At 67.3% G+C, this 21,838-nt stretch carries 19 protein-coding genes; 11 read left to right on the top strand and 8 right to left on the bottom strand.

What is annotated here, in order from left to right; all coding sequences use genetic code 11:
- Window positions 1-151 precede the first annotated feature (151 nt).
- The 5 genes from ACOHWE_RS12325 to glmM all read left to right on the top strand — a co-directional run bounded on the left by ACOHWE_RS12325 (window position 152) and on the right by glmM (window position 7,035).
- Complete coding sequence (locus tag ACOHWE_RS12325) at window positions 152-2,728, top strand: putative PEP-binding protein (protein ID WP_420666732.1); 2,577 nt, start codon at window positions 152-154, stop codon at window positions 2,726-2,728.
- 171 nt (window positions 2,729-2,899) lie between these two features.
- A complete protein-coding gene (locus tag ACOHWE_RS12320) occupies window positions 2,900-3,547 on the top strand; it encodes a cell wall hydrolase (RefSeq protein ID WP_420666730.1) in 648 nt (215 codons plus the stop codon).
- Between the two features lie 135 nt (window positions 3,548-3,682).
- Window positions 3,683-4,603 (top strand): dihydroneopterin aldolase, encoded by a 921-nt coding sequence (locus ACOHWE_RS12315; protein WP_420666728.1) that lies wholly within the window; start codon window positions 3,683-3,685, stop codon window positions 4,601-4,603.
- The gene (folP, locus tag ACOHWE_RS12310) at window positions 4,600-5,595 is read left to right on the top strand and encodes a dihydropteroate synthase (RefSeq protein WP_420666726.1); all 996 of its coding nucleotides are present in this window, start codon (window positions 4,600-4,602) and stop codon (window positions 5,593-5,595) included. Before ACOHWE_RS12315 ends, folP begins: the two co-directional genes overlap by 4 nt.
- Before the next feature lie 93 nt (window positions 5,596-5,688).
- Window positions 5,689-7,035 carry a phosphoglucosamine mutase gene (glmM, locus tag ACOHWE_RS12305; RefSeq protein ID WP_420666725.1) on the top strand — a complete coding sequence of 449 codons (1,347 nt, stop codon included), beginning with the start codon at window positions 5,689-5,691 and terminating at the stop codon, window positions 7,033-7,035.
- A gap of 18 nt (window positions 7,036-7,053) precedes the next feature.
- Here the strand turns inward: glmM and ACOHWE_RS12300 are convergent, their stop codons facing one another.
- Window positions 7,054-7,962: a DMT family transporter gene (locus ACOHWE_RS12300; protein WP_420666724.1), complete on the bottom strand. Its 909-nt coding sequence runs from the start codon at window positions 7,960-7,962 to the stop codon at window positions 7,054-7,056.
- A gap of 97 nt (window positions 7,963-8,059) precedes the next feature.
- The gene (ilvC, locus tag ACOHWE_RS12295) at window positions 8,060-9,082 is read right to left on the bottom strand and encodes a ketol-acid reductoisomerase (protein ID WP_420666723.1); all 1,023 of its coding nucleotides are present in this window, start codon (window positions 9,080-9,082) and stop codon (window positions 8,060-8,062) included.
- A 132-nt stretch (window positions 9,083-9,214) separates the two neighbouring features.
- Between ilvC and ACOHWE_RS12290 the strand changes: the two genes are divergently transcribed.
- The 3 genes from ACOHWE_RS12290 (at window position 9,215) to ACOHWE_RS12280 (ending at window position 11,418) form a co-directional block, all read left to right on the top strand.
- Window positions 9,215-9,670 carry an Lrp/AsnC family transcriptional regulator gene (locus tag ACOHWE_RS12290; RefSeq protein ID WP_420666722.1) on the top strand — a complete coding sequence of 152 codons (456 nt, stop codon included), beginning with the start codon at window positions 9,215-9,217 and terminating at the stop codon, window positions 9,668-9,670.
- Window positions 9,667-10,125 (top strand): Lrp/AsnC family transcriptional regulator, encoded by a 459-nt coding sequence (locus ACOHWE_RS12285; RefSeq protein WP_420666721.1) that lies wholly within the window; start codon window positions 9,667-9,669, stop codon window positions 10,123-10,125. The genes ACOHWE_RS12290 and ACOHWE_RS12285 overlap by 4 nt, the downstream gene beginning before the upstream one ends.
- 168 nt (window positions 10,126-10,293) lie before the next feature.
- Complete coding sequence (locus ACOHWE_RS12280; RefSeq protein WP_420666719.1) at window positions 10,294-11,418, top strand: aminotransferase class V-fold PLP-dependent enzyme; 1,125 nt, start codon at window positions 10,294-10,296, stop codon at window positions 11,416-11,418.
- A gap of 271 nt (window positions 11,419-11,689) precedes the next feature.
- Here ACOHWE_RS12280 and ACOHWE_RS12275 read toward each other — a convergent pair whose 3' ends face one another.
- Window positions 11,690-12,886 carry a UbiH/UbiF family hydroxylase gene (locus ACOHWE_RS12275; protein ID WP_420666718.1) on the bottom strand — a complete coding sequence of 399 codons (1,197 nt, stop codon included), beginning with the start codon at window positions 12,884-12,886 and terminating at the stop codon, window positions 11,690-11,692.
- A gap of 123 nt (window positions 12,887-13,009) precedes the next feature.
- Window positions 13,010-13,654 (bottom strand): pyrimidine 5'-nucleotidase, encoded by a 645-nt coding sequence (locus ACOHWE_RS12270; protein ID WP_420666716.1) that lies wholly within the window; start codon window positions 13,652-13,654, stop codon window positions 13,010-13,012.
- Window positions 13,655-13,797: 143 nt separating this feature from the next.
- On the opposite strand from ACOHWE_RS12270, the gene ACOHWE_RS12265 reads away from it, so the two are divergent.
- Window positions 13,798-14,448 carry a GntR family transcriptional regulator gene (locus ACOHWE_RS12265; protein WP_420666794.1) on the top strand — a complete coding sequence of 217 codons (651 nt, stop codon included), beginning with the start codon at window positions 13,798-13,800 and terminating at the stop codon, window positions 14,446-14,448.
- On the opposite strand, the gene ACOHWE_RS12260 is transcribed toward ACOHWE_RS12265, so the two are convergent.
- Together ACOHWE_RS12260 and carA are read right to left on the bottom strand one after the other, a co-directional pair.
- A complete protein-coding gene (locus ACOHWE_RS12260; RefSeq protein WP_420666715.1) occupies window positions 14,402-16,363 on the bottom strand; it encodes a glycosyltransferase in 1,962 nt (653 codons plus the stop codon). The two genes, ACOHWE_RS12265 and ACOHWE_RS12260, sit on opposite strands and share 47 nt — an antisense overlap.
- Before the next feature lie 112 nt (window positions 16,364-16,475).
- The gene (gene carA, locus ACOHWE_RS12255; RefSeq protein ID WP_420666714.1) at window positions 16,476-17,636 is read right to left on the bottom strand and encodes a glutamine-hydrolyzing carbamoyl-phosphate synthase small subunit; all 1,161 of its coding nucleotides are present in this window, start codon (window positions 17,634-17,636) and stop codon (window positions 16,476-16,478) included.
- 247 nt (window positions 17,637-17,883) lie between these two features.
- Here carA and ACOHWE_RS12250 point away from each other — a divergent pair, with 247 nt between their 5' ends.
- On the top strand, window positions 17,884-18,357 hold the full coding sequence (locus ACOHWE_RS12250) for a GatB/YqeY domain-containing protein (protein WP_420666712.1): 474 nt from the start codon (window positions 17,884-17,886) through the stop codon (window positions 18,355-18,357).
- Window positions 18,358-18,572: 215 nt separating this feature from the next.
- On the opposite strand, the gene ACOHWE_RS12245 is transcribed toward ACOHWE_RS12250, so the two are convergent.
- Together ACOHWE_RS12245 and ctaD are read right to left on the bottom strand one after the other, a co-directional pair.
- Window positions 18,573-19,052 (bottom strand): DUF2244 domain-containing protein, encoded by a 480-nt coding sequence (locus tag ACOHWE_RS12245; protein WP_420666710.1) that lies wholly within the window; start codon window positions 19,050-19,052, stop codon window positions 18,573-18,575.
- 138 nt (window positions 19,053-19,190) lie between these two features.
- Window positions 19,191-20,864 carry a cytochrome c oxidase subunit I gene (ctaD, locus tag ACOHWE_RS12240; RefSeq protein ID WP_420666708.1) on the bottom strand — a complete coding sequence of 558 codons (1,674 nt, stop codon included), beginning with the start codon at window positions 20,862-20,864 and terminating at the stop codon, window positions 19,191-19,193.
- 279 nt (window positions 20,865-21,143) lie between these two features.
- Here ctaD and ACOHWE_RS12235 point away from each other — a divergent pair, with 279 nt between their 5' ends.
- Window positions 21,144-21,581, top strand: coding sequence for an HIT family protein (locus ACOHWE_RS12235; RefSeq protein ID WP_420666707.1), 438 nt, complete (start codon window positions 21,144-21,146; stop codon window positions 21,579-21,581).
- Window positions 21,582-21,838 lie beyond the last annotated feature (257 nt).

Raw genomic sequence — 21,838 nt, 5'->3', positions numbered from 1 at the left:
CCGCGAGTACCACCGCCGGAGGCCCCGGCCTTTCCCCTGGAAAGGCCGGTTTTTTCTTTCCCCGAAGCCACTTGAGCCGCAACTTCCGCGACAAGAAGCTTGCGCCGCTGTAACATCGGCTTATTCTGCCGTGCAAAGAAAGGACGCTGCAGTGCAGAAAGACTTCGGACCGATCCCGACCGCCGCGCTGATCACCGCCACCGCGCCGATTGCCAACGCGACCCACGGCGGGCGCGCCAAGTGCCTGCAGCGGCTGGTGCGGCTGGAGCTGCCGGTGCCGCGCACCGTGGCCCTGTCCTTCGACGCGGTGCATGGGATTGCCGAGGGCAGGATGCCGGACCTCGCGGCGGTTCTGCGCGAATTTACCGCCGATGCGCTGCTTTGCGTGCGGCCCTCCTCGGAAGACCCGGACTGGGGCGGGCCGGGGGCGATCCTCAATATCGGCATGAACGATGCGCGCTACGTCGAACTGTGCGACAGCCTCGGCCGCCAGGCGGCGGCGGCGCTTTACCTGCGTTTCGTGCAGGCCTATGCGGTGCATGTGGCGCGGCTCGACCCGGATGTCTTCGACGATGTCGAGGACGGCGGCCCGGAGGCTCTGAGCGAGATCCTGCACGCCTACGAGGCGGAGACCGACGAGCCCTTCCCTCAGGACCCAGAAGAGCAGCTCGCGGAAGTGCTGCGCTCGATGGCGCGGGCGTGGGAGGGCACCTCGGCGCGGCTTTTGCGCCAGGCCAAGGGGGCGCCCGCGGATGCCGGCCTCGGCCTCGTGGTGCAGGAGATGGTACCCGGGGTCGGCCAGGGCGAATGCGGCTCGGGTGTGCTGCAGCTGGTGAACTCGGTCACCGGCGAGCCGCAGCTCACCGGGCGCTATCTGAGCCAGAGCCAGGGCCGCGATGCGCTGGGCGCAGCCACCGGCGCGCTGTTCCTGGAGAAGGACCCGCGCGGCCCCTCGCTGGAAGACTTCGCGCCGCAGGCCTTTGCCGACCTCAAGGCCCACGCCGCCCTGATGCGGGCGCGCCTGCGCGAGGAGATGCAAGTGGAATTCGTGATCGAGAACGGCCGCGTGCATATCCTCGACGGGGTGCGCGTCACCCGTTCGGCGCAGGCGGCGGTGCGCATCGCGGTGGCGCTGGCCGAGGATGGCATTATCCCGCGGCAGGAGGCGGTGATGCGGGTCGATGCCCATATCCTGAACGAGCTTCTGCACCGCCAGGTCGCCCCCGGCGCCAGGCGCGATGTGATCGGCCGCGGCATTGCGGCAAGCCCCGGGGCAGCCACCGGGCGGCTGGTCTTCACCGCGGCGGAAGCCCAGGCCAGTGCGGCACGCGGCGAGCCCTGCATTCTGGTGCGGCGGGAAACCTCCCCCGAGGACGTGCGCGGCATGCATGCGGCGGTGGGCGTGCTGACCGAACGCGGCGGCATCACCAGCCACGCCGCGGTGATCGGCCGGGGGCTGGGCCTGCCCTGCATCGTCGGCGCCACCAACATGAAATTTCACAGCAAGCGCCGGATGCTGGTTGGCCGGGGCGACCGCATCTTCAAACGCGGCGACATCATCACTATCGACGGCAGCAGCGGCGAGGTGCTGGCGGGCGAGCCGGAGATGCTGGAGGCGGCGCAGGACGGCGCGGTGCAGACCCTGCTGACCTGGGCCGACGAGGCCCGCGACATCGGCATCCGCGCCAATGCCGACACGCCCGAGGACGCCGAGACCGCGCGCAAGTTCAACGCCGAGGGCATCGGCCTCTGCCGTACCGAGCACATGTTCTTCGACCCGGGCCGCCTCACGGTGATGCGGGAGATGATTTTTGCCGAAACCTCGGAAGGGCGTGCGGCAGTGCTCGCGCGGCTCCTGCCGATGCAGCGCGCCGACTTCCACGCGCTGTTCCGCATCATGGAAGGGCTGCCGGTCTGCATCCGCCTGTTCGACCCGCCGCTGCACGAGTTCCTGCCGACCTCCACCAGCGGCCAGCGCGAATTGTCCGAAGCGCTGGGCATACCGGTCAGCGATGTCACCCGCCGGGTCGAGGAAATGGGCGAATACAACCCTATGCTGGGCCTGCGCGGCGTGCGGCTGGGGGTGACGGTGCCGGAAATCTACGACATGCAGGCGCGCGCCATCTTCGAGGCCACACTGGACGCCTCCCGGGAAGGTGACCCGGTGGTGCCGGAGATCATGATCCCGCTGGTATCGGCCAAGCGCGAAGTGGAGCTGGTGAAAGCCCGCATCGACGCGGTGGCGGCGGCGGTGAAATACGAGCGCGGCCGCAGCTTCACCTACCGGTTGGGGGTGATGGTGGAGACGCCGCGGGCAGCGCTCAGAGCCGGGGAGATCTCACCCCATACGGCCTTCCTCAGCTTCGGCACGAACGACCTCACCCAGATGACCTACGGCATGTCGCGTGACGACGCCGGGCGGTTCATGTCGGTATACGTGAACCAGGGCGTCTTTCCCGAAGATCCTTTCCACGTGCTCGACACCGACGGAGTGGGGGAACTGCTGAAACTGGGGGTGCAGCGCGGCCGCACGGAGAACGAAAATATCACTTTGTCGATCTGCGGCGAGCACGGCGGCAACCCCGAATCGATAGCTTTCTGCCGCGATGCGGGCTTTGACTACGTTTCCTGCTCGCCGTTCCGGGTTCCCGTTGCGCGGTTAGCCGCCGCTCAGCTGGCGATCGCGGAACAGACCGGGCAGGTGGCTCCAACATACGCAAAATATTAAGAAATTGATGGTTTCTGCGGCGCAGCCAGCGCGCCGCGGGGGCCCGTTCCGGGCCTCGGCGGCCGGGGAGCGCGCCCCCGCGGCTGGACGCAAAGTGCCATTTCCTTTAAGGGATGCCCCCGCGTGAGAATGGGGAGGCCGGGCGCAAGCTTTAGGACGAGGGAACCCTGGATGAAATTGTTGACTTTTTTTGCCGTGGTGGCCGCATCCATCACGATCGGTAAGGGTGTTGCTGCCGACACGGGGCTGGACGAGCTGATCCAGCAGGAACAGGCAGGATTGAATGCGGTCTCATCGCGGAAGATGAACGGTTACTTCAACTTCGGCTCGAAGCGGCCGAAGGCGCGGGAGCTGGATGTGGCCTACACCAAGGACTGGCTGGATTCGCGGCCCGCGGCCACGGGCGGCGAACAGTTCGAATGCCTGGCCGAGGCGCTTTACTTCGAGGCGCGCGGCGAGACGGTGAAGGGCCAGTTCGCGGTCGCAGAGGTAATCCTGAACCGGGTGAAAAGCGCCCAGTTTCCGAATTCGCTCTGCGGCGTCATCAAGCAGGGCACCGGGCGCAAGTACCAGTGCCAGTTCACCTACACCTGTGACGGCTACAAGGAAGTCATCAACGAGAAGCGCGCCTACCAGCGGGTCTCCAAGGTGGCGCGGGCGGTGCTGGACGGGCTCAAGACCGAGCTCACGGGCGGCGCGACCTACTACCACACCACCGCGGTGAAACCGCGCTGGAGCCGGACCTTCACAAACACAACGCGCATCGGGACGCACCTGTTCTACCGGGACGACCGCTACCGCACCGCGCTCAACGACTGACGGTTCGAATGCGGCGCCTGGTGCGCCGTTTTCTGCCTCTGGCGCGGCGTATGCGGGACTGTTAAGCGGATGGGCAGACAGTATGGTAGGGACCCAGCACCTGCCAACCGCCAGCCAAGCAAGGGCCAGACCGCCATGCCGACAGAAATCCGACTTGCCTTTGCGCATCCCTCTGAACGTTCCGCCGCCACCGCGGGCCCCGGACCGCTGGACCGCATCTCCCTGCGCGACCACATCGTCGAGGTGGAGATCGGCGCCTTCCAGGCTGAGCGCGGCACCACCCAGCGGATCTGCTTCAACGTGGTGGTCGAGGTCGCCCCTCTGCCAAAGGATCTGGATGACGATGTGGACCGGATCCTCTCCTACGACAAGGTGACGGAAGCGATTGCCTACGAGCTCTCGGCGGAGCGGCTGAACCTGCTGGAAACCCTCGCCGAGCGCGTCGCCGAGCGTATTCTGCTCGAGCATCAGGCGGTGCGCGCCTTCGTGCGGATCGAAAAGCTGGACCGCGGCCCTGGCGCGCTGGGGGTGGAGATCGTGCGCTCCAAAGACCAGATGAGCCCCGGCACGGAGAATGGCGAACGGCCGCATCCGCGGCTGATGTTTCTCTCCAACGAGGCAATCGACAGCCCCTGCCTCACCGGCTGGATCGACCAGATGGAATGCCGCAAGCGGCCGCTGATCCTCTGCGTTGGCACCCACCCGCTGGCGGTTCCCACCACCGGGCACAAGTGGACCCAGCGCCGCATCGACCTGCTGGCGATCGAGCAGAACGCCTGGAGGCTCGCCGCCAAGGACGACCGCTGCGTCGTGGTCTCCACCAGGACCGAGCTGGACTGGGCGATGAAGAACCGCCAGATCTGCGTCTGGGCGCCCTCCAAGATCGTGCTCGACGCGGTCGAGGGCCCCTCGGCGCCGCCGTCGAACTCGATTGCGCTGGCGGCCTGGTTCGCCGCCACCTTTGAGGCCGGCGAAATGGTTGTGATCGGCGGCGAGCTGCCCGATAATCCCGGCGTGCCGCTGCGGGCAGTCGATGTGGAGCAATCGCAACTGTGACATACTACCGGCCTCTGGTTCAGCATGGGGAGACCCGTCCCGAAGGTGCCCTGGCGCTGGCGGGCGGGTCCTTGTGGTTTACCCAGGTCGAAGTCCTGAGCCGCGATGCGCCGCCGCGGCGCCAGCCCGCGGGCCTGCTGCCGGAACTGGAGCGGCGGCGGCTGAGCGCGCGCCGCGCCACCATTGCCGGTCTGGACATGACCCAGCCGCAGGTCATGGGCATCCTGAATGTTACCCCCGACAGTTTCTCCGACGGCGGCCGCCACGCTGGGGTCGAGGCCGCGCGCGATGCGGCGCTGCGGATGGCGGCCGAAGGCGCAAGCATCATCGATGTGGGCGGGGAATCCACCCGTCCCGGTGCCCTGGAAGTGGACGAGGCGGAGGAGATCGCCCGCACCGCTCCGGTGATTGCGGCAATCCGTGCCGCCAGCAGCGTGCCGGTCTCCATCGACACCCGCAAGGCGACCGTTGGCCTTGAAGCCCTGGAGGCGGGGGCGGACCTGCTGAACGATGTCTCGGGCTTCACTTTCGACGCGGCGCTGGCGCCGCTTGCGGCACAGGCCAGCGTGCCGGTCTGCGTGATGCATGCCCAGGGCGACCCCGCCACCATGCAGGACAATCCGCAGTACGGTAACGTGCTGCTGGACGTGTACGATTACCTCTCAGACCAGGTCGACCGGCTGGAGGCCACCGGCGTCGTGCGCGAGCAGATCGTGATCGATCCCGGCATCGGCTTCGGCAAGACGCTGGAGCATAACCTCACGCTTCTGCGCAACATCAGCCTGTTCCACGCGCTCGGCTGCCCGGTCCTGCTGGGCGTCTCGCGCAAGGGCTTCATCGGCACGCTTGGCAACGCGCCGAAGGCAGAGGACCGGACCCCCGGCTCCATCGCGGTGGGGCTTGCAGCCGTGTCCCAAGGCGTGCAATTTCTCAGAGTGCATGACGTGGCCGAAACGGTACAGGCGCTGCGCCTCTGGCAGGCCGTCCGCTGAGGCCCGCAGGCGGCGCGGCCCGTGGCGGGGCATGGCGGCATGCGCGCTGAATCAACTGGACAGGACCGGCTGGACCGGCAGGAACGGGGCAGAATGCGTAAACTCTTTGGCACCGACGGCGTGCGCGGCACCGCCAACATTCATCCCATGACCGCCGAAATGGCGCTGCGCATCGGCACCGCCGCCGGGCGTTACTTCCGCCGCGACGGCACCGGCGTGCACCGGGTGGTAATCGGCAAGGACACCCGGCTGTCGGGCTACATGTTCGAAAACGCACTCACCGCCGGGCTGACCTCCACCGGCATGAACGTGCTGCTTCTGGGGCCGGTGCCGACGCCTGCGGTGGGGCTGATGACGCGTTCGATGAGGGCGGATCTCGGCGTGATGATCTCGGCCAGCCACAACCCCTCCGAAGATAACGGCATCAAGTTCTTCGGCCCCGACGGCTTTAAACTCTCCGACGCCGCAGAGGCCGAGATCGAGGCGCTGGTCGAAGCCGGCGTCGAGCCCGCCCAGGCATCCAGCATCGGCCGCGCCAAGCGGATCGACGATGCCCGCTTCCGCTATGGCGAGCGGGTCAAAAGCTCGCTGCCGCGCAACCTGCGGCTGAACGGGCTGAAAGTGGTGATCGACTGCGCCAACGGCGCCGCCCACCGGGCCGCGCCCGAAGTCCTGTGGGAGCTGGGCGCCGATGTGATTCCGGTCGGCACCTCGCCGGACGGGCTCAACATCAACCGCGGATGCGGCTCCACCCAGCCGCAGCATGCGGCGGAGACAGTGGTGGCGCATGGCGCCCACGTCGGCATCTGCCTCGACGGCGACGCCGACCGGGTGATCCTGATCGACGAGACCGGCACGGTGGCGGACGGCGACCAGCTGATGGCGCTTCTGGCCGCGCGCTGGGCCGAGGACGGCCGCCTCACTGGCGGTGCGCTGGTGGCCACGGTAATGTCGAACCTCGGGCTCGAACGCTTCCTCGAGGGCAAGGGCCTGGGGCTGGAGCGCACCGCAGTTGGTGACCGCTACGTGGTGGAGCGGATGCGCGAAGGCGGCTTCAACCTCGGCGGCGAGCAGTCCGGCCACATCGTGATGAGCGACTATGCCACCACCGGCGACGGGCTGATGGCGGGGCTGCAGTTCATGGCCGAGATGGTGCAGACCGGCCGCAAGGCGTCGGACCTCGCGCATCAGTTCGACACCGTGCCGCAGCGGCTGCGCAACGTGCGCTACCAGCCGGGCCAGGCGCCGCTGGAGGATGCCCGCGTGCAAGAGGCCATCGCCGCCGCCGAAACCGCGCTGGCGGGGCAGGGGCGGCTGCTGATCCGCAAGTCCGGCACCGAGCCGCTGGTGCGGGTGATGGCGGAATGCGAGGACGCCGGCCTGATGGCCCTCACCGTGGACAGCGTGGTTGCCGCGCTGGAAGCCGCGGTCGCGGAGTGAGGCGGGCGGGCCGCGGCCTCAGGCCGGGCGCCGCCGCGCACCGCGGCCCAGAAGCAGCCCGGTGAGGATCAGCGCCAGCGCGGCAAAGAGCTGCGGCGGCAGCGCTTCGTCCAGGAGGGCGGCCCCGAACAGCACCGACCAGACCGGCACTTGGTAGTTCACCGTTGACAGAAAGGCAGGCCCGGCGCTGCGGGCGATCTGCACCAGCAGCACCTGCGCCAGCGCCGTTGGCAGCAGCCCGAGATAGACCACCGCCGCCAGCGGCACCGGCCCGGGCAGCGCGGGCACGCCTTCGGCCCAGAGCGCCAGCGGCAGCATCAGCGCGGCGCCGCAGATCAGCGCTGCCGCCGACAGCGCCAGGAGGTTCACCGCCGGGCAAAGCCGGGTGATGATCGACCCCGCCGCATAGCACAGCGCCGCCCCGAGACAGGCCAGCCGCGCGAGCGATTCAAGATCGCTGCCCGCGGTGCGCAGCGCATCCAGCCCGATCAGCACCACCACCCCGGCAAAGCCGGTCAGGAAGCCGGCCGTGCGCCACGCGGTCATCCGCTCTCCCGGCACCAGCAGATGCGCCAGCGGAAGCACGAAGAGCGGCACCACGGCCATGGACACGCCGGCAAACCCGCTGGCGACATAGGTCTGTCCCCAGCTGAGCAGGGTGAAAGGCAGGGCGCCGGAAAACACGCCCATGCCAAGCGCGCATGCCCAGATGATGCGCCCCTCGCGGTCCCGCAGCGGCGGCAGGGGGATCCCGAGGGCGCGCAGGACCGCGAGGAGGCACAGCGCCGCCAGGCTGATCCTGAGCGCGGCAATGGTCATCGGCGGGACGTTTTCCAGCGCCAGCGACACCGCCATGAAGGAAGCGCCCCAGATCACGCCGAGGCACAGAAGCTTGGCCCAGTTGGCCGCACCGGGTGTATTGGGCATGACGACGAAACCTGTTGAAATACCGATATGAAAAAGGGCGCCCCGGTATGGGGCGCCCTGCAGAGGAAAAAGGCTGCGGAGGTCGTCCGCGGGCGCCTTAGTTCTTTTCCTTGTCGACCATCTTGCCGGCCGAGATCCAGGGCATCATGGCGCGCAGCTTGGCGCCGGTTTCCTCGATCATGTGCTCGTCGTTGGCCCGGCGCGACGCCTTGATTGTGGGCTGGCCCACGGCATTCTCCAGCATGAAATCGCGCACGAACTTGCCCTGCTGGATGTCTTCCAGAACGGCCTTCATGCGGGCCTTGGTCTCGTCGTACTTCAGGATGCGCGGGCCGGTCACGTACTGGCCGTATTCCGCGGTGTTGGAGATCGAGTAGTCCATGTTGGCGATGCCGCCTTCATAGATCAGGTCGACGATCAGCTTCACCTCGTGCAGGCACTCGAAATAGGCCATTTCGGGGGCGTAGCCGGCTTCCACCAGGGTCTCGAAGCCGCAGCGGATCAGCTCGACCAGACCGCCGCAGAGCACCGCCTGCTCGCCGAACAGGTCGGTTTCGCATTCCTCGCGGAAGTTGGTCTCGATGATGCCCGAACGGCCGCCGCCGATCGCGGAGCAGTAGGAGAGCGCGGTTTCCAGCGCCTTGCCGGAAGCATCGTTGTGCACCGCGACCAGGCAGGGCACGCCGCCGCCCTTGGTGTATTCGCCGCGCACGGTGTGGCCCGGGCCCTTCGGCGCCATCATGATGACGTCGACGCCTTCCTTCGGCTCGATCAGGCCGAAGTGCACGTTCAGGCCGTGCGCGAATGCGATGGCCGAGCCGGGCTTGATGTTGTCGTGGACGTATTTCTTGTAGGTCTCGGCCTGCAGCTCGTCGGGCATGGTGAACATGATCACGTCGCACCAGGCCGCAGCTTCGGCGATGCCCATGACCTGCAGGCCTTCGCCTTCGGCTTTCTTCGCCGAGGCGGAGCCTTCGCGCAGCGCCACGACCAGGTTCTTGGCGCCCGAGTCGCGCAGGTTCAGCGCGTGGGCATGGCCCTGGGAGCCATAGCCCAGGATCGCCACTTTCTTGTCCTTGATCAGGTTCACATCGCAATCGCGGTCGTAATAAACGCGCATGATCCACGTCCTTTCCGTTGGTGTTTGAAGGCATCATAGGCAAGCGGGCCGGGAAAGCGACGGGGTGCGGGCGTGAATTTCCGTGAGTTTTCGCGGTAGTCATTCGCCAATCTTCATGATAGCGACAAATTCATGCTTGATGATCTCGACCGGCGCATTCTCCGCCACCTCCAGGGCGACCCGGCGCAATCGATTCCGGACCTGGCCGACCGGCTTGGCCTCACCGCTTCGCGGCTTGCCCGGCGGCTGGAGAAGCTGCGCGAAGGGGGCGTGATCCTCGGGCAGCGCGCGGTGATCGACTGGCGCGCTCTGGGCTACGCTGTCGAGGTCTCGCTCCGGGTCACGCTCGACAAGACCAACCCGCGCGCCTTCGACGAGTTCATCGCTGCCGCCCGCGAGATCCCCGAAGTGCTGGAGATCCAGACCTTCCTCGGCCAGGTCGACGTGCGGCTTTCGGTGATCGCGCGGGACATGCCGCACTATCAGGACATCTACCGGAGCCGCATCCTGACCCTGCCGCATATCGCCGATATCGAGGCGCTGATGCATGTGGCGCGCATCAAATCCGATGAGGCGCTGCCGCTATGACCCAGCCCGATGACCTCGACTTCGCGATCCTGAAGGCGCTGGCGCAGGACGCGACTGTATCGGCGGGCGCGCTCGGCCGCCGGCTTGGCCTCAGCCAGCCCGCCGCCTGGCGCCGTATCAGGCGGCTGCAGGAGGCGGGCATCCTTGCTGGCCGCAAGCTCGACCTCGACAAGGAGAAGCTGGGCTTCGGCGTCACAGTTTTCCTTGGGGTGAAACTCGCCACCAAGGGCCGCGTGAGCCTGGAGGATTTCGAGCGCGCGGTCTCCGCCATCCCGGAGGTGCAGACGGTCGAGCATGTGCTGGGCATGTATGACTACCGCCTGCGGGTGACGGCGCGCGACATCTCCGACTTCGAACGGGTGCTGCGCCGCCGCATCATGACGCTGCCGGGCGCAGGCAATGTGGAGGCCAACGTGCTCCTGAGCGAAGAACGCCGCCCCGGCCCGCTGGGCTGAAGGCCGGGGCGGGGCAGGGCCGCAGCCTCCCCGGCAGCCTGCTGGCGCAAAACCGGATATTTTCTGCCGTTCCGGGGCTGTCTTTTCCCTCCCGCTCCGCCAATATCGCCGCGAACGCCCGGCCGCCGCCAAGCGGCCCGCAGAAAAGACAGGACAAAGGAGGCCGCAATGGCATTGCTGGACACAGTGGACCCGGAAGGTCTGGAAGAATTCTCGGTGGTTTTCACCGACCGCTCGCTCAACCACATGTCGAAAGCTTTCCAGGCGGTGATGCTCGACATCAACGCAATGCTGAAGGAGGTCTACACCGCCGACGCGGTAGCGCTGGTGCCCGGCGGCGGCACGTATGCGATGGAGGCGGTGGCGCGCCAATTCGCGCGCGGCAAATCGGCCCTGGTGGTGCGCAACGGCTGGTTTTCCTACCGCTGGAGCCAGATTTTCGAGACCGGCGGACTCACTTCTTCCTCTACGGTGATGAAGGCGCGCCAGACCGGCAACGAAAGCCCGGCCCCCTTCGCGCCCGCACCGATCGAGGACGTGGTCGCCGCGATCAGGGAGCAGAAGCCGGATATCGTCTTTGCCCCGCATGTGGAGACCGCAGCGGGCGTGATCCTGCCCGACGATTACGTGCGTGCCATGGCGAAGGCGGCGCATGAGGCAGGCGCGCTGATGGTGCTCGACTGCATCGCCTCCGGCTGCGCCTGGATCGACATGGCGGCCACCGGCGTCGATGTGCTGATCTCGGCGCCGCAGAAGGGCTGGAGCGCCTCGCCCTCGGCGGGCCTGGTGATGTTCTCGGACCGTGCCATCAAGCGGCTGGACGAGACCGCGTCGGACAGCTTTGCCCTCAACCTCAAGCAATGGCGCGCGATCATGCAGGCCTACGAGGACGGCGGCCATGCCTATCACGCCACCATGCCCACGGACGCGCTGCGCGCCTTCCGCGACACCATGCTGGAAACCAAGGAGTACGGCTTCGAACGCCTGCGCGAGGCGCAGTGGAAGCTCGGCAATGGCGTGCGCATGATGCTGAAGGAGAAAGGCGTCACCTCGGTCGCCGCCGATGGTTTCGGCGCGCCGGGCGTGGTGGTGAGCTACACCAGCGACCCGGACATCCAGAACGGCAGCAAGTTCGCGGCCGAGGGCCTGCAGATCGCCGCAGGCGTGCCGCTGCAGTGTGATGAGCCCGCCGGCTTCCGCACCTTCCGCCTCGGCCTCTTCGGCCTCGACAAGCTCTACGACGTGGACGCCACGCTGGCCCGCCTCAAAGCGGCCATCGACAAGGTGCTATAATCCAAGGGCCGCTTTCCGACCGGCAATACCCCCGCCGAGGGCATGGGCTTTCCCGCAAGGGGAAGGCCCAATTTTTTTATGTGCCAGACGCAGGAGTTAGCCGCGCATTGCCGGCGCGCGCGGAGGCGATCCAACGCAAGTGACTGGCAGTTTATCCCGGCGAAGTCCGCGGACCCTCTCGAGGACACCCCCAGCCCCGGCCAAATCGCCGCCGCGTGGGGGCGCGACGGCAATGCGCGGCGGCCTTCGGCCTTGTCCCGCGCGGGGGGGGTCACTTCACGCCCAGACCCATCTGCATCAGTGTCCGGCGGACCGGCGCCAGCGAATAAAGCGCGTTGAGACCAAAGGCGCGCAGGTCGCGCAGGGGGCGCGGGGAGAGCATCGAGGTGCGGTTCAGAAGGTCGATGCCCTTCACCCGCATCAGAATGTCCCGGTGGCGGGCGCGGTGGTAGGCCTCCAGCATCTGCGCATCGCCGAGACCTTCGGGGCGGGCCTCTGCCAGCTCCAGCAGGCAGCGCAGATCGCTCAGCGACATGTTGAGCCCCTGCGCGCCGATCGGCGGCACCACATGGGCGGCCTCCGCCATCAGCGCCAGCCGCTCGCCATTGAGCCGCGCCGCTGACTGGCTGATGATCGGCCAGATGGTCCGGCGCGAAGCCAGTTTCAGTTCCCCCAGCACGCCGCAGCTGCGCCGGGTGATCGCGGCCTCGAACTCCTCCACCGGCATCTCCAGCAGCGCCTCGGCCCTTGCACTGCGCTCCATCCAGACAATCGCCGAAGACGGCCGGCCATCGTGATCGGGCAGCGGCACCAGCGTGAAAGGCCCGCCGGTGCGGTGGATTTCGGTCGACACATTCTCATGCGGCACCGGGTGGGTCACCGCAAATGCCAGCGCCTTCTGGCCGTAGCGGGTGGTCTTCACGGGGATGCCCGCGGCCTCCCGCATCGGCGAGTTGCGACCGTCGCAGGCCACCACCAGCCGCGCCTGGACGAAGGCGCCACTGCTCAGGGCGACCCTCGCTTCGCCGGTGCGGGTGAACAGCCCGGTGGCGGCAGTGCCGAGCCGCAGGTCCGCGCCCGGCAGCTCCTTGAGCCGGCCCAGCAGCTCGCGCCGCAGAAGCCAGTTCGGCAGGTTCCACCCGAAGGGCTGGCCGGAGATGTCGGCGGCGTTGAAATCCTTCACCACCCGCAGCTCCGGCACCTCGCCGCCGGCATCACCGATGCGCATTACTTGCAGCGGCGCCGCATGCGGCGCAAGCCGGGGCCAGAGGCTGCAGCGCTCCAGGAGCGTGCGGGCGGGCTGAAGCACGGCGGTGGTGCGCAGGTCCGCGCCCTCGGCGTCGCGCGTGGTCACCGGCTTGGCAGGGTCGGCGCAGATCACGCTGAAACCCGCGGAGGCAAAGGCGGCCGCCGCGGTCAGCCCCGCGATACCGCCGCCGGAAATGAAGATGTCGCAGCTGTCGCCCATGTCTCTGCCCTTTCGTTCCGGGTCAAGAGATAGGCCCGCTGCCCCGGCAATGACAAGCGGCAACCGGCCGCGCCGGGCCTTTGAGGCAGCGGGCAAGGCCGCGCCGCCCGCGCTGCGGAGAGTTCAGATGATCCGGGCGAGGAAGCCCGCGAGGTCGTCGGAATGGTGGTGGATATGCGCGGCCTCAAAGGGCTCCGGCGCCACATGCACGGTGCGCATTCCCATTTCGTGCGGCGCGGCGAGGTTGCGCGGGTCATCCTCGAACATCGCGGCCTTGCCCGGGGTGATCCCGGCCTGCGCAAACACCCGGTCAAAGGCGCGCCGCTCGGGCTTGGGGTGGTAATCCGCATGTTCCACACCGAAGATGCCGTCGAACAGCCCCTCCAGCCCGCGCGCCTTCAGCACCCGCTCGGCATAGGGCGCAGAGCCGTTGGTATAGACGATCTTTTGCCCCGGCAGGCTGCGGATGCCCCGGGCCAGCGCCATATCCTCTTTCAGGTGGTCGAGAGTGATGTCGTGCACCGCCTCCATATAGGGCACCGGGTCGATCCCGTGCTCGCGCATCAGCCCTGCGAGCGTGGTGCCATGCTTGCGCCAGTAGTGCGCGCGCAGCCGGTTTGCCTCGCCGCGGTCCACCTTCAGCGCCTCCATCACGTAGCCGGTCATCTTCGCCTCGATCTGATCGAAGAGACGGGCCGAGGGCGGGTAGAGGGTGTTGTCCAGATCGAACACCCATTGGCTGACGTGGGAGAAAGACTGTTTGACCATGGCTTGCGGTGTAAGGGCGCGGCGCCGGATTGGCAATCCGCGGTGCGCAGACGCGCCGGGAAGCGTGCGCAATTGTCCCAGCGGGCTTGATTGGCGGAAACCAGCCTGTAGGAATGGGCGGACGCATGATGACAGGACCCTCCATGAACCAGAGCCGCAGCAGCCAGACCGACGCCTATGCCCTGATCCTCGAAGCGATCGACACCGGGGTCTACAAACCGGGCGACCGGCTGGTGGAAAGCGACCTGGCGGAGCGCTTCGGGGTGTCGCGCACGCCGATCCGCGAGGCGCTGCAGCGGCTGGAGACGCAGTCGCTGCTGGAACGCGACGGGCGCTCGCTGATCGTGGCCTCGCTCGACCACAACCAGATGGCGGAGCTTTACGTGGTCCGGCGCGAGCTGGAGGGGCTGGCGGCGCGGCTGGCGGCGCGCCACGCCACCGAGGAGGAGATCCGGGTGCTGCAGGACATGGTGGAGGCCGACGACAAGCTGATCGGCAACCCGGCAGAGCTTGCCCGCGCCAACCGCCGCTTCCACGAGCAGATCCACCTCGCTTCGCACAACCGCTATCTGGTGCAGCAGCTCGACCTCGTGCACCGGACCATGGCACTGATGGCGACCACCTCGCTTGCCGCGGAGGGGCGCAGCGAGATCGCCCAGTCCGAGCACAAGGGCATCGTCGACGCCATCACCCGCCGCGACGAGCAGGCCGCGAGCCAGGCGCTGAAAGAGCATATCTCCATCGCCTTCATGACCCGGCTGAAGCAGGACGCAGGCGGGCGCGGGCGGCGCTGAAGCGGCGGGGCCGCCGTTTCCTCCCTGCCAGCGGCAGCCCATGCGCGGTCTTGTCCCAGAAGAAGGGGCAGGCCAGCAGTTCGTAAGCCGCCTTCATCACCGCCACCGCGCCAAGCGGAAAATAGAGCAAGAGCGCCGGCGCCCAGATGGCTAGCCACGGCCGCCGGGAAATGCAGGCCGCGGTCACGGCGATGGCCATTCCCAGAAGCTCGAAGGCCACCAGCGCCAGCGCCGCAAGCGTGAGCAGCGCGGGCGGCACCACCCCGGCGCTCGGATGCGGCAGCCCGGCGGCGATCAGCCAGAAGGACCACAGGAAGGGCGCAAACAGGAACTGCCCCACCGTGCCCAGGAAAAACGCCTGAAACCCCAGGAAGCGGCGCCAGCCCAGATCCCGCAGCAGCCGGCCCGGCGCGCGCATGTGCACCAGATAGGTGATCATGAAGCCCTTCAGCCAGCGCGAGCGTTGCTTGATCCAGGGCCAGGGGCGGTAATTGGCCTCCTCGAAGGTGGCGGAGGGGAGCATCCCGGTGCGGTAACCCGCACGGCAGAGCCGCACGCCAAGGTCTGCGTCCTCGGTCACATTGTGGGCGTCCCAGCCGCCAAGCTCCTCCAGCACTTCGCGGCGGATGAACATCGTGGTGCCGCCCAAGGGCACCACCAGCCCCAGCTGCGCGATTCCCTGCAGCACTATGCGGAACCAGCTTGCGTATTCCAGCGTGAAGCAGCGCGCGATCCAGTTGGCGTGGGGATTGTAGTAGTCGAGCACTCCCTGGAAGCAGGCGGTCCGCTCCGGGGCGCCGGCAAAGGCCCGCGCCACCGCGCGCAGCTGGCCGGGTTCCGGGGCGTCCTCGGCGTCCCAGACCCCGATGATGCTGCCACGGCAGAAGTCCAGCGCATAGTTCAGCGCCCGCGGCTTGGTGGTCAGCCCGCCGCAGCCCGGCACCTCGATCACCCGCACCCAGGGCGGCAGCTCCGCCCCCTCCAGCGCGCGCCGGGTCACGGAGTCATGGGCCTCCAGCACCAGGATCACATCCATCAGTGCGGGCGGGTACTCAATCTGCCTCAGCCGCGCCACCAGCGCCTTGCTGATGCGGGCTTCCTCGTAGAGCGGCACCAGGATCGAGATCAGCGGCAGCGCGTCCTCCCGGAGCGCGGCGCTCCTGGTTCCGGGGCCTGGTCCGCGTGTCACGGCCGCAGCCAGCCCTGCCGCCTTCAGGAGCGAAAACAGCAGCACCGAGACCAGCGCCAGCGCGCTCATTCCGGTAAAGGCGAGCGCCGGGAAATGCCAGGCCGCCAGCAGCACGGGCAAGAGGCTCGCCGCCGCCAACGGCTGCCAGCGCTCCAGCGGCAGGCTGCGGCAGCTGAGCCTGGGCGGCACCCGGCAGTTGGCCTGCCGCGCCAGCCCGGCGCCGAACTGCCGGGCCAGCAGCGCGGTGATCTGCGCCTCGCTCGCCAGCACCGGCACCACGCTGGAAAAACTGTCCCGCAAATCCTCCCGCAGCGCATCGAGGCGGCCGGGGCGGGCGGTGGCGATGGTGACAGACGGGCCAATCTGCGACAGCGGCACCGCAGAGTGGTGCAGCCAGAACTGCGGCGGGCGGCGCAAGAGCAGGCGGCGCGGCGGGGTCTGGCCGGTGAGATCGGCGCGCGGCAGCCCGTAGTGCCGGGCCTGGGAGGCAAGAATCTCGCCGGCGCTGGCATGACCGCCCGCGAGCAGCGCGCGGCCCGCATCCTGCTTGCCGTGCCGCCGCAGCACAAGCGCCCTCAGCGCCGCGGCCCCCGCGCTTTCCCCGGTGCCGGGGCCGACACCGGCCCGGGCGTTTGGCCCGGCCCGTTTTCCGGTCCCTCCGCGGGCGGTGAAGCCAGGCTGCAGCTGGGCGGTGTCCCGGAGTTTTGCCAGGTCGTTCTGCTGCATAGGTCGGCCAGCCCCGGAAAGATGCTCTCCGGGACAGGGTTGCGGGGCCGGCTTAAGGAGTGGTTAATGCGCTGTTAACCATCCATCAAATCGGCGCGGGCCGGGGCAATCTTTACGCGGGGTTGCGCTCCGCCATCGCCTCGGCAAAGCGTTCAAACAGGTAGAAGCTGTCCTGCGGGCCGGGGCTGGCCTCCGGATGGTGCTGCACCGAATAGACCGGGCGGCCGGACAGGCGGATGCCGCAGTTGGAACCGTCGAACAGGGAGACATGGGTCTCCTCGACGCCCTCCGGCAGGCTCTGCGCATCCACCGCGAAGCCGTGGTTCATGGAGGTGATCTCCACCTTGCCGGTCGCGTGCTCCTTGACCGGGTGGTTGGCGCCGTGGTGGCCGTGGTTCATCTTCACGGTCCGGGCACCCAGCGCCAGCGCCAGCATCTGGTGGCCAAGGCAGATGCCAAAGACGGGCATGCCTGTCTTCAGCACCTCCTGGATCATCGGCACCGCATATTCGCCGGTTGCGGCGGGGTCGCCCGGGCCGTTCGACAGGAACAGCCCGTCGGGGTTATGCGCCAGAACCTCTTCGGCGGTCGCGGTGGCGGGCAGCACGGTCACGTCGCAGCCGGCCGAGGCGAGGCAGCGCAGGATATTGCGCTTGGCGCCATAATCCACCGCGACGACCTTGTGCCTGGGTGCTTCCTGGCGGGTGTAGCCTTCCGGCCAGGCCCAGCGCATCTCATCCCAGCGGTAGCTTTGCGTGCAGGAGACCTCCTTGGCCAGGTCGAGGCCGACCAGACCGGACCAGCCGCGCGCCTTGGCCACCAGCGCCTCAATGTCGAAATTGCCCTCCGGGTCATGCGCCAGCGCCACATGCGGCGCGCCCTGCTGGCGGATCGCCCGGGTCAGGCGGCGGGTGTCGACGCCGCCGATGGCAATGCGGCCGGTGCGCGCGAGCCATTCCTTCAGCTCTTCGGTGGCGCGCCAGTTGGAGGCCAGCGTCGGGTCCCATTTCACCACCATGCCCGCCGCAACCGGATCACCGGTTTCGTCATCCTCCGGCGTGGTGCCGGTGTTGCCGATATGCGGGAAGGTGAAGGTGACGATCTGGCCCGCGTAGGAAGGATCGGTCATGATCTCCTGATAGCCGGTCATCGCGGTGTTGAAGCAGAGCTCGGCCACGGTCTCGCCGGTGGCGCCGAAGCCGGTGCCGTAAAAGACGGTGCCATCGGCGAGCGCCAGGCAGGCGGTGGGCTTGGACGGGGCAGATGCGGCCATTGCGCGAGTCTCCATGCGGGTGAAATTCACCGGCTTTTAGGGGGCGGGCTGGCGCGGGTCAAGCCTGCGGCTTTGCGGCCCGCGGGACGGGAAGAAGGCAGGAAGCGGCGGGGCGGCCGGGCCGGAACACCATGAATTTTTGCTGGCTTGACGCAGGGTTCGCGGGGCCTGCGCGGCGGTGAACTTGCACTGAGGGGCCAAAATGGCTAACCATCGGTGTCCGGCAACCACGAGGATGCTCAGAAAGATGGATACGCAAACCCGGGTCAACCAGGCCCTGAAGCAGGCGATGAAGGAGAAGGCGGCGGACCGGCTGTGTACGCTGCGGCTCATCAACGCAGCGATCAAGGACCGGGAAATCGCGGCCCGCGCTGACGGCGAAGAGGGCGGCATCGGGGACGAGGAAATCCTTGCCATTCTTGGCAAGATGACCAAGCAGCGCAAGGAAAGCGCGCGCGCCTATGAGGAGGGCGGGCGGCTGGACCTGGCCGAGCAGGAACTCGGCGAGATCGCCATCATCGAGGAGTTCCTGCCCAAGCAGCTGAGCGACGAGGAAGTCGAAGGCGCGGTAAAGGCGGCGGTGGAGGAAACCGGCGCCGAGTCGATTCGCGATATGGGCAAGGTCATGGCCGCGCTGAAAGCGAAATACACCGGCCAGATGGATTTCGCCAAGGCAGGCCCGCTGGTGAAAGACCAGCTCTGCACCCAGGGCGGCTGCTGACCCCGGGCCGGACGCCGGGCTCAGCCTGCCTTCGGCGCGGGTATTCTCAATCAGGACGTGGCACATGCCCCGCGCCCCCCGCGCGGGGTTTTTCGTGTTGCGGCGCCCGCAGCCAGGCTTTGGCCGGATATCCCCGGGAGGGCAGGGGCCTGGCGCCGGGCCTTGCGTTTCCCGCGCGGCCATCTGCCGCTGCGGTGCATCCGCGGGAAGCGGGATTAGCGGGCAAAGGCGGCCTTGAGATCTTCGTATAGCGCGAGACGCTCTTCCTCGCAGAGGAAGGCGCCGATCTCGACCTCGCGGCCGCACCCCTTCAGGGTCACGTAATTTGGCACCGGGCCGTTGTCACGATACAGCTCGACAGTGGCCCAGTAGCGGTTGCACTGCCAGTTCTGCGTGCCCCGCGCTGTCGAGCGCTCAAGCCGCGCCTCGCGCGGGCTGAGGGTGAGCACTTCAAGGATCTGCCGGTCGCGGCGGCTTTGGTCGAGCGCGAATTTCATTCCGAACAGCGCCAGCAGCACGAAGGGCAGCAGACCCCAGAGCACCACTGAACCCAGGACCGCCATCAGCGGCACGCAGGCAAGCGCCGCTGTGGCGCCGAGGAAGCGCACGTAGCCCTGCGGCGGCAGGGACTGGTGCGGCCACAGGTGCAATTCGCGTTCGCTGCCCGGCTGCGGGCGGATCCAGTTGTAGGGCATGGCGGTCGGCGTCCGTAGCGTAAGTCCTGTCTGAAAAAATGTGGCGGCGGGGCGCGAAGTCCACTGCCCTTTGGCAGTCAAAAAAGGCCCCGGAGCTTTCGCGCCGGGGCCATTTCTCATGTCAGGGGCTCACGCCGCTCAGTGGGAGTGCGAACGGTCCCAGTCTTCCTGCTTGGGCAGGATTTCGAAGGTATGCTCGGGCGGCGGCGAAGGCAGGGTCCATTCCAGCGTGTCCGCGTATTCGTTCCAGTAGTTGTTCTGGGTGACGCGGGCGCCGCGCAGCAGCGAGTAGATCACCACGCCGAAGAACAGCAGGAACGAGGCGAAGGAGATGAACGCGCCGATCGAGGAGATCTTGTTCCAGAAGGCAAAGCCGTCCGGGTAGTCGATGTAGCGGCGCGGCATGCCCTGGCGGCCCAGGAAGTGCTGCGGGAAGAACGTCAGGTTGGCGCCGATGAAGAACAGCCAGAAGTGGATCTGGGCACCCAGCTCGTTGTACTGGCGGCCGGTCATCTTGCCGAAGTAGAAGTAGACGCCCGCGAAAATCGCAAACACCGCGCCAAGCGACATCACGTAGTGGAAGTGGGCCACAACGTAATAGGTGTCGTGATAGGCACGGTCCACCGCGGCCTGGCTCAGCACCACGCCGGTCACGCCGCCGACGGTGAACAGGAACAGGAAGCCGAAGGCGAACATCATCGGTGCCTTGAACTCGATCGAGCCGCCCCACATCGTGGCGATCCAGGAGAACACCTTCACGCCGGTCGGAACCGCAATCACCATGGTGGCGAGCATGAAGTAGGCCTGCTGGTTCAGCGACATGCCGACGGTGTACATGTGGTGCGCCCAGACCACGAAGCCGAGCACGCCGATCGCGATGATCGCCCAGACCATCGGCAGGTAGCCGAAGATCGGCTTGCGCGCGAAGGTGGCGATCACGTGGGAGATGATGCCGAAGCCGGGCAGGATCACGATGTAGACTTCCGGGTGGCCGAAGAACCACAGGATGTGCTGGTACAGGATCGGATCGCCGCCGCCGGCCGCGTCAAAGAAGGTGAAGCCGAAGTTACGGTCCATCAGCAGCATGGTGATGGCACCGGCCAGAACCGGCAGCGACAGCAGGATCAGCCAGGAGGTGACGAAGATCGACCAGGAGAACAGCGGCACCTTGAACAGGGTCATGCCCGGCGCGCGCATGTTCAGGAAGGTCGTGATCATGTTGATCGCGCCGAGGATCGAGGAGGCCCCCGAGACGTGCACGGCGAAGATCGCCAGGTCCATCGAGTAGCCGCCTTCGTTCACGGACAGCGGCGGATACAGAACCCAGCCGACGCCGGAACCCAGCTGGTCGTTGCCGCCCGGGGAGACAACCGAGAGAACCGCCAGCGAGGTGCCTGCAACATACATCCAGAACGACAGGTTGTTCATGCGCGGGAACGCCATGTCCGGCGCGCCGATCTGCAGCGGCATGAAATAGTTGCCGAAACCGCCGAACAGCGCCGGGATCACCACGAAGAACATCATCAGGATGCCGTGGGCGGTGATCATCACGTTCCAGAGGTGCCCGTTCGGGGTGCATTCCGCGGAGGCATCCGCGATCAGCCGCGCGCCCTCCAGGCACATGTACTGAACACCGGGATCCATCAGCTCCAGCCGCATGTAAACGGTGAAGATGACGGAAATGAGACCTGCGACCGCCGAGACGATCAGGTAGAGAATGCCAATATCCTTGTGGTTCGTGCTCATGAACCAGCGGGTGAAAAAGCCGCGGTCGTCCTCGTGGCCGTGACCATGAATGGCTGCGTCTGCCATTTAGGTGCCTCCTGTTGCATAAACGAAAGGCCACGGGGAGGAACTCCGGGCGGCCTTAGACTCAACGGGCGTTTTAGAGCGGGGGGCGGAGGCCTTCAATGCCGGAGTTTGATCTGGGTCAAGAATAATTGCCGCAGGAGGGGCAGGGCCACAGGGCGCGCGAAGGGAACGCCCGGGCGGCCGCCGCGCTTGACCTTCGGGCAGCCGCCGCGCACAACCGGAAGCAATGGCCGGGCGCCGCGCAGCCCGGCGCCTGCTGACCGGAACGGAGACAGACCAATGACCGCCTATGATCCCGACAACATTTTCGCCAAGATCCTGCGCGGGGAGATCCCCTCGGAAACCGTTTACGAGGACGGCGCCACGATGGCCTTCATGGACATCATGCCCCGTGCCGATGGCCATTTGCTGGTGATCCCAAAGACGCCCTGCCGCAACCTGCTCGATGCCAGCCCGGAGCAGATCTCGGCGGTGATGGCGACGGCGCAGAAGATGGCGCGCGCGGTGCAGCGGGCCTTTGGCGCGCCCGGCGTCACCCTTCAGCAGTTCAACGAGGCGGCGGGCGGCCAGGAGGTGTTCCACCTGCATGTGCACGTTCTGCCGCGCCGGGAAGGCGACAAGCTGCGCCCGCCGGGGCAGATGGGGGACATGGAGCAGATCCGGCAGCAGGCGGCGCAGATCCGCGCGGCGCTGGCAGACGTCGGGGGGCAGGGCTGACCCGCGGGGACGGGCAGTCCGCGGTTCAGCGGGCTGCATCCATTTAGGGTTGTATTAATGTATCGTATTTTGTACCAGTGGTTGAAATTGCCTGAATTTGAAAAAAATATGTCTCTTCCTTCCTGTTGGCGGCTTCACCCGCTGGCGGGCAAACCCGAACCGGTCTTGACGCTTATGTGCAAGTCCGGCGGGCGGTGTATTTTATCCGTATCCATGTTCCAGCCGGAATAGCCCCGCTTCCCGGGCCAGGCAGGCGG

Origin of the sequence: Cribrihabitans neustonicus (assembly GCF_048820895.1) — a bacterium.
In the GTDB taxonomy this organism is placed as follows: domain Bacteria; phylum Pseudomonadota; class Alphaproteobacteria; order Rhodobacterales; family Rhodobacteraceae; genus Cribrihabitans_A; species Cribrihabitans_A neustonicus.
Note: the sequence above shows the minus strand (reverse complement) of the source record. Positions and strands in the feature narration are given on the sequence as shown.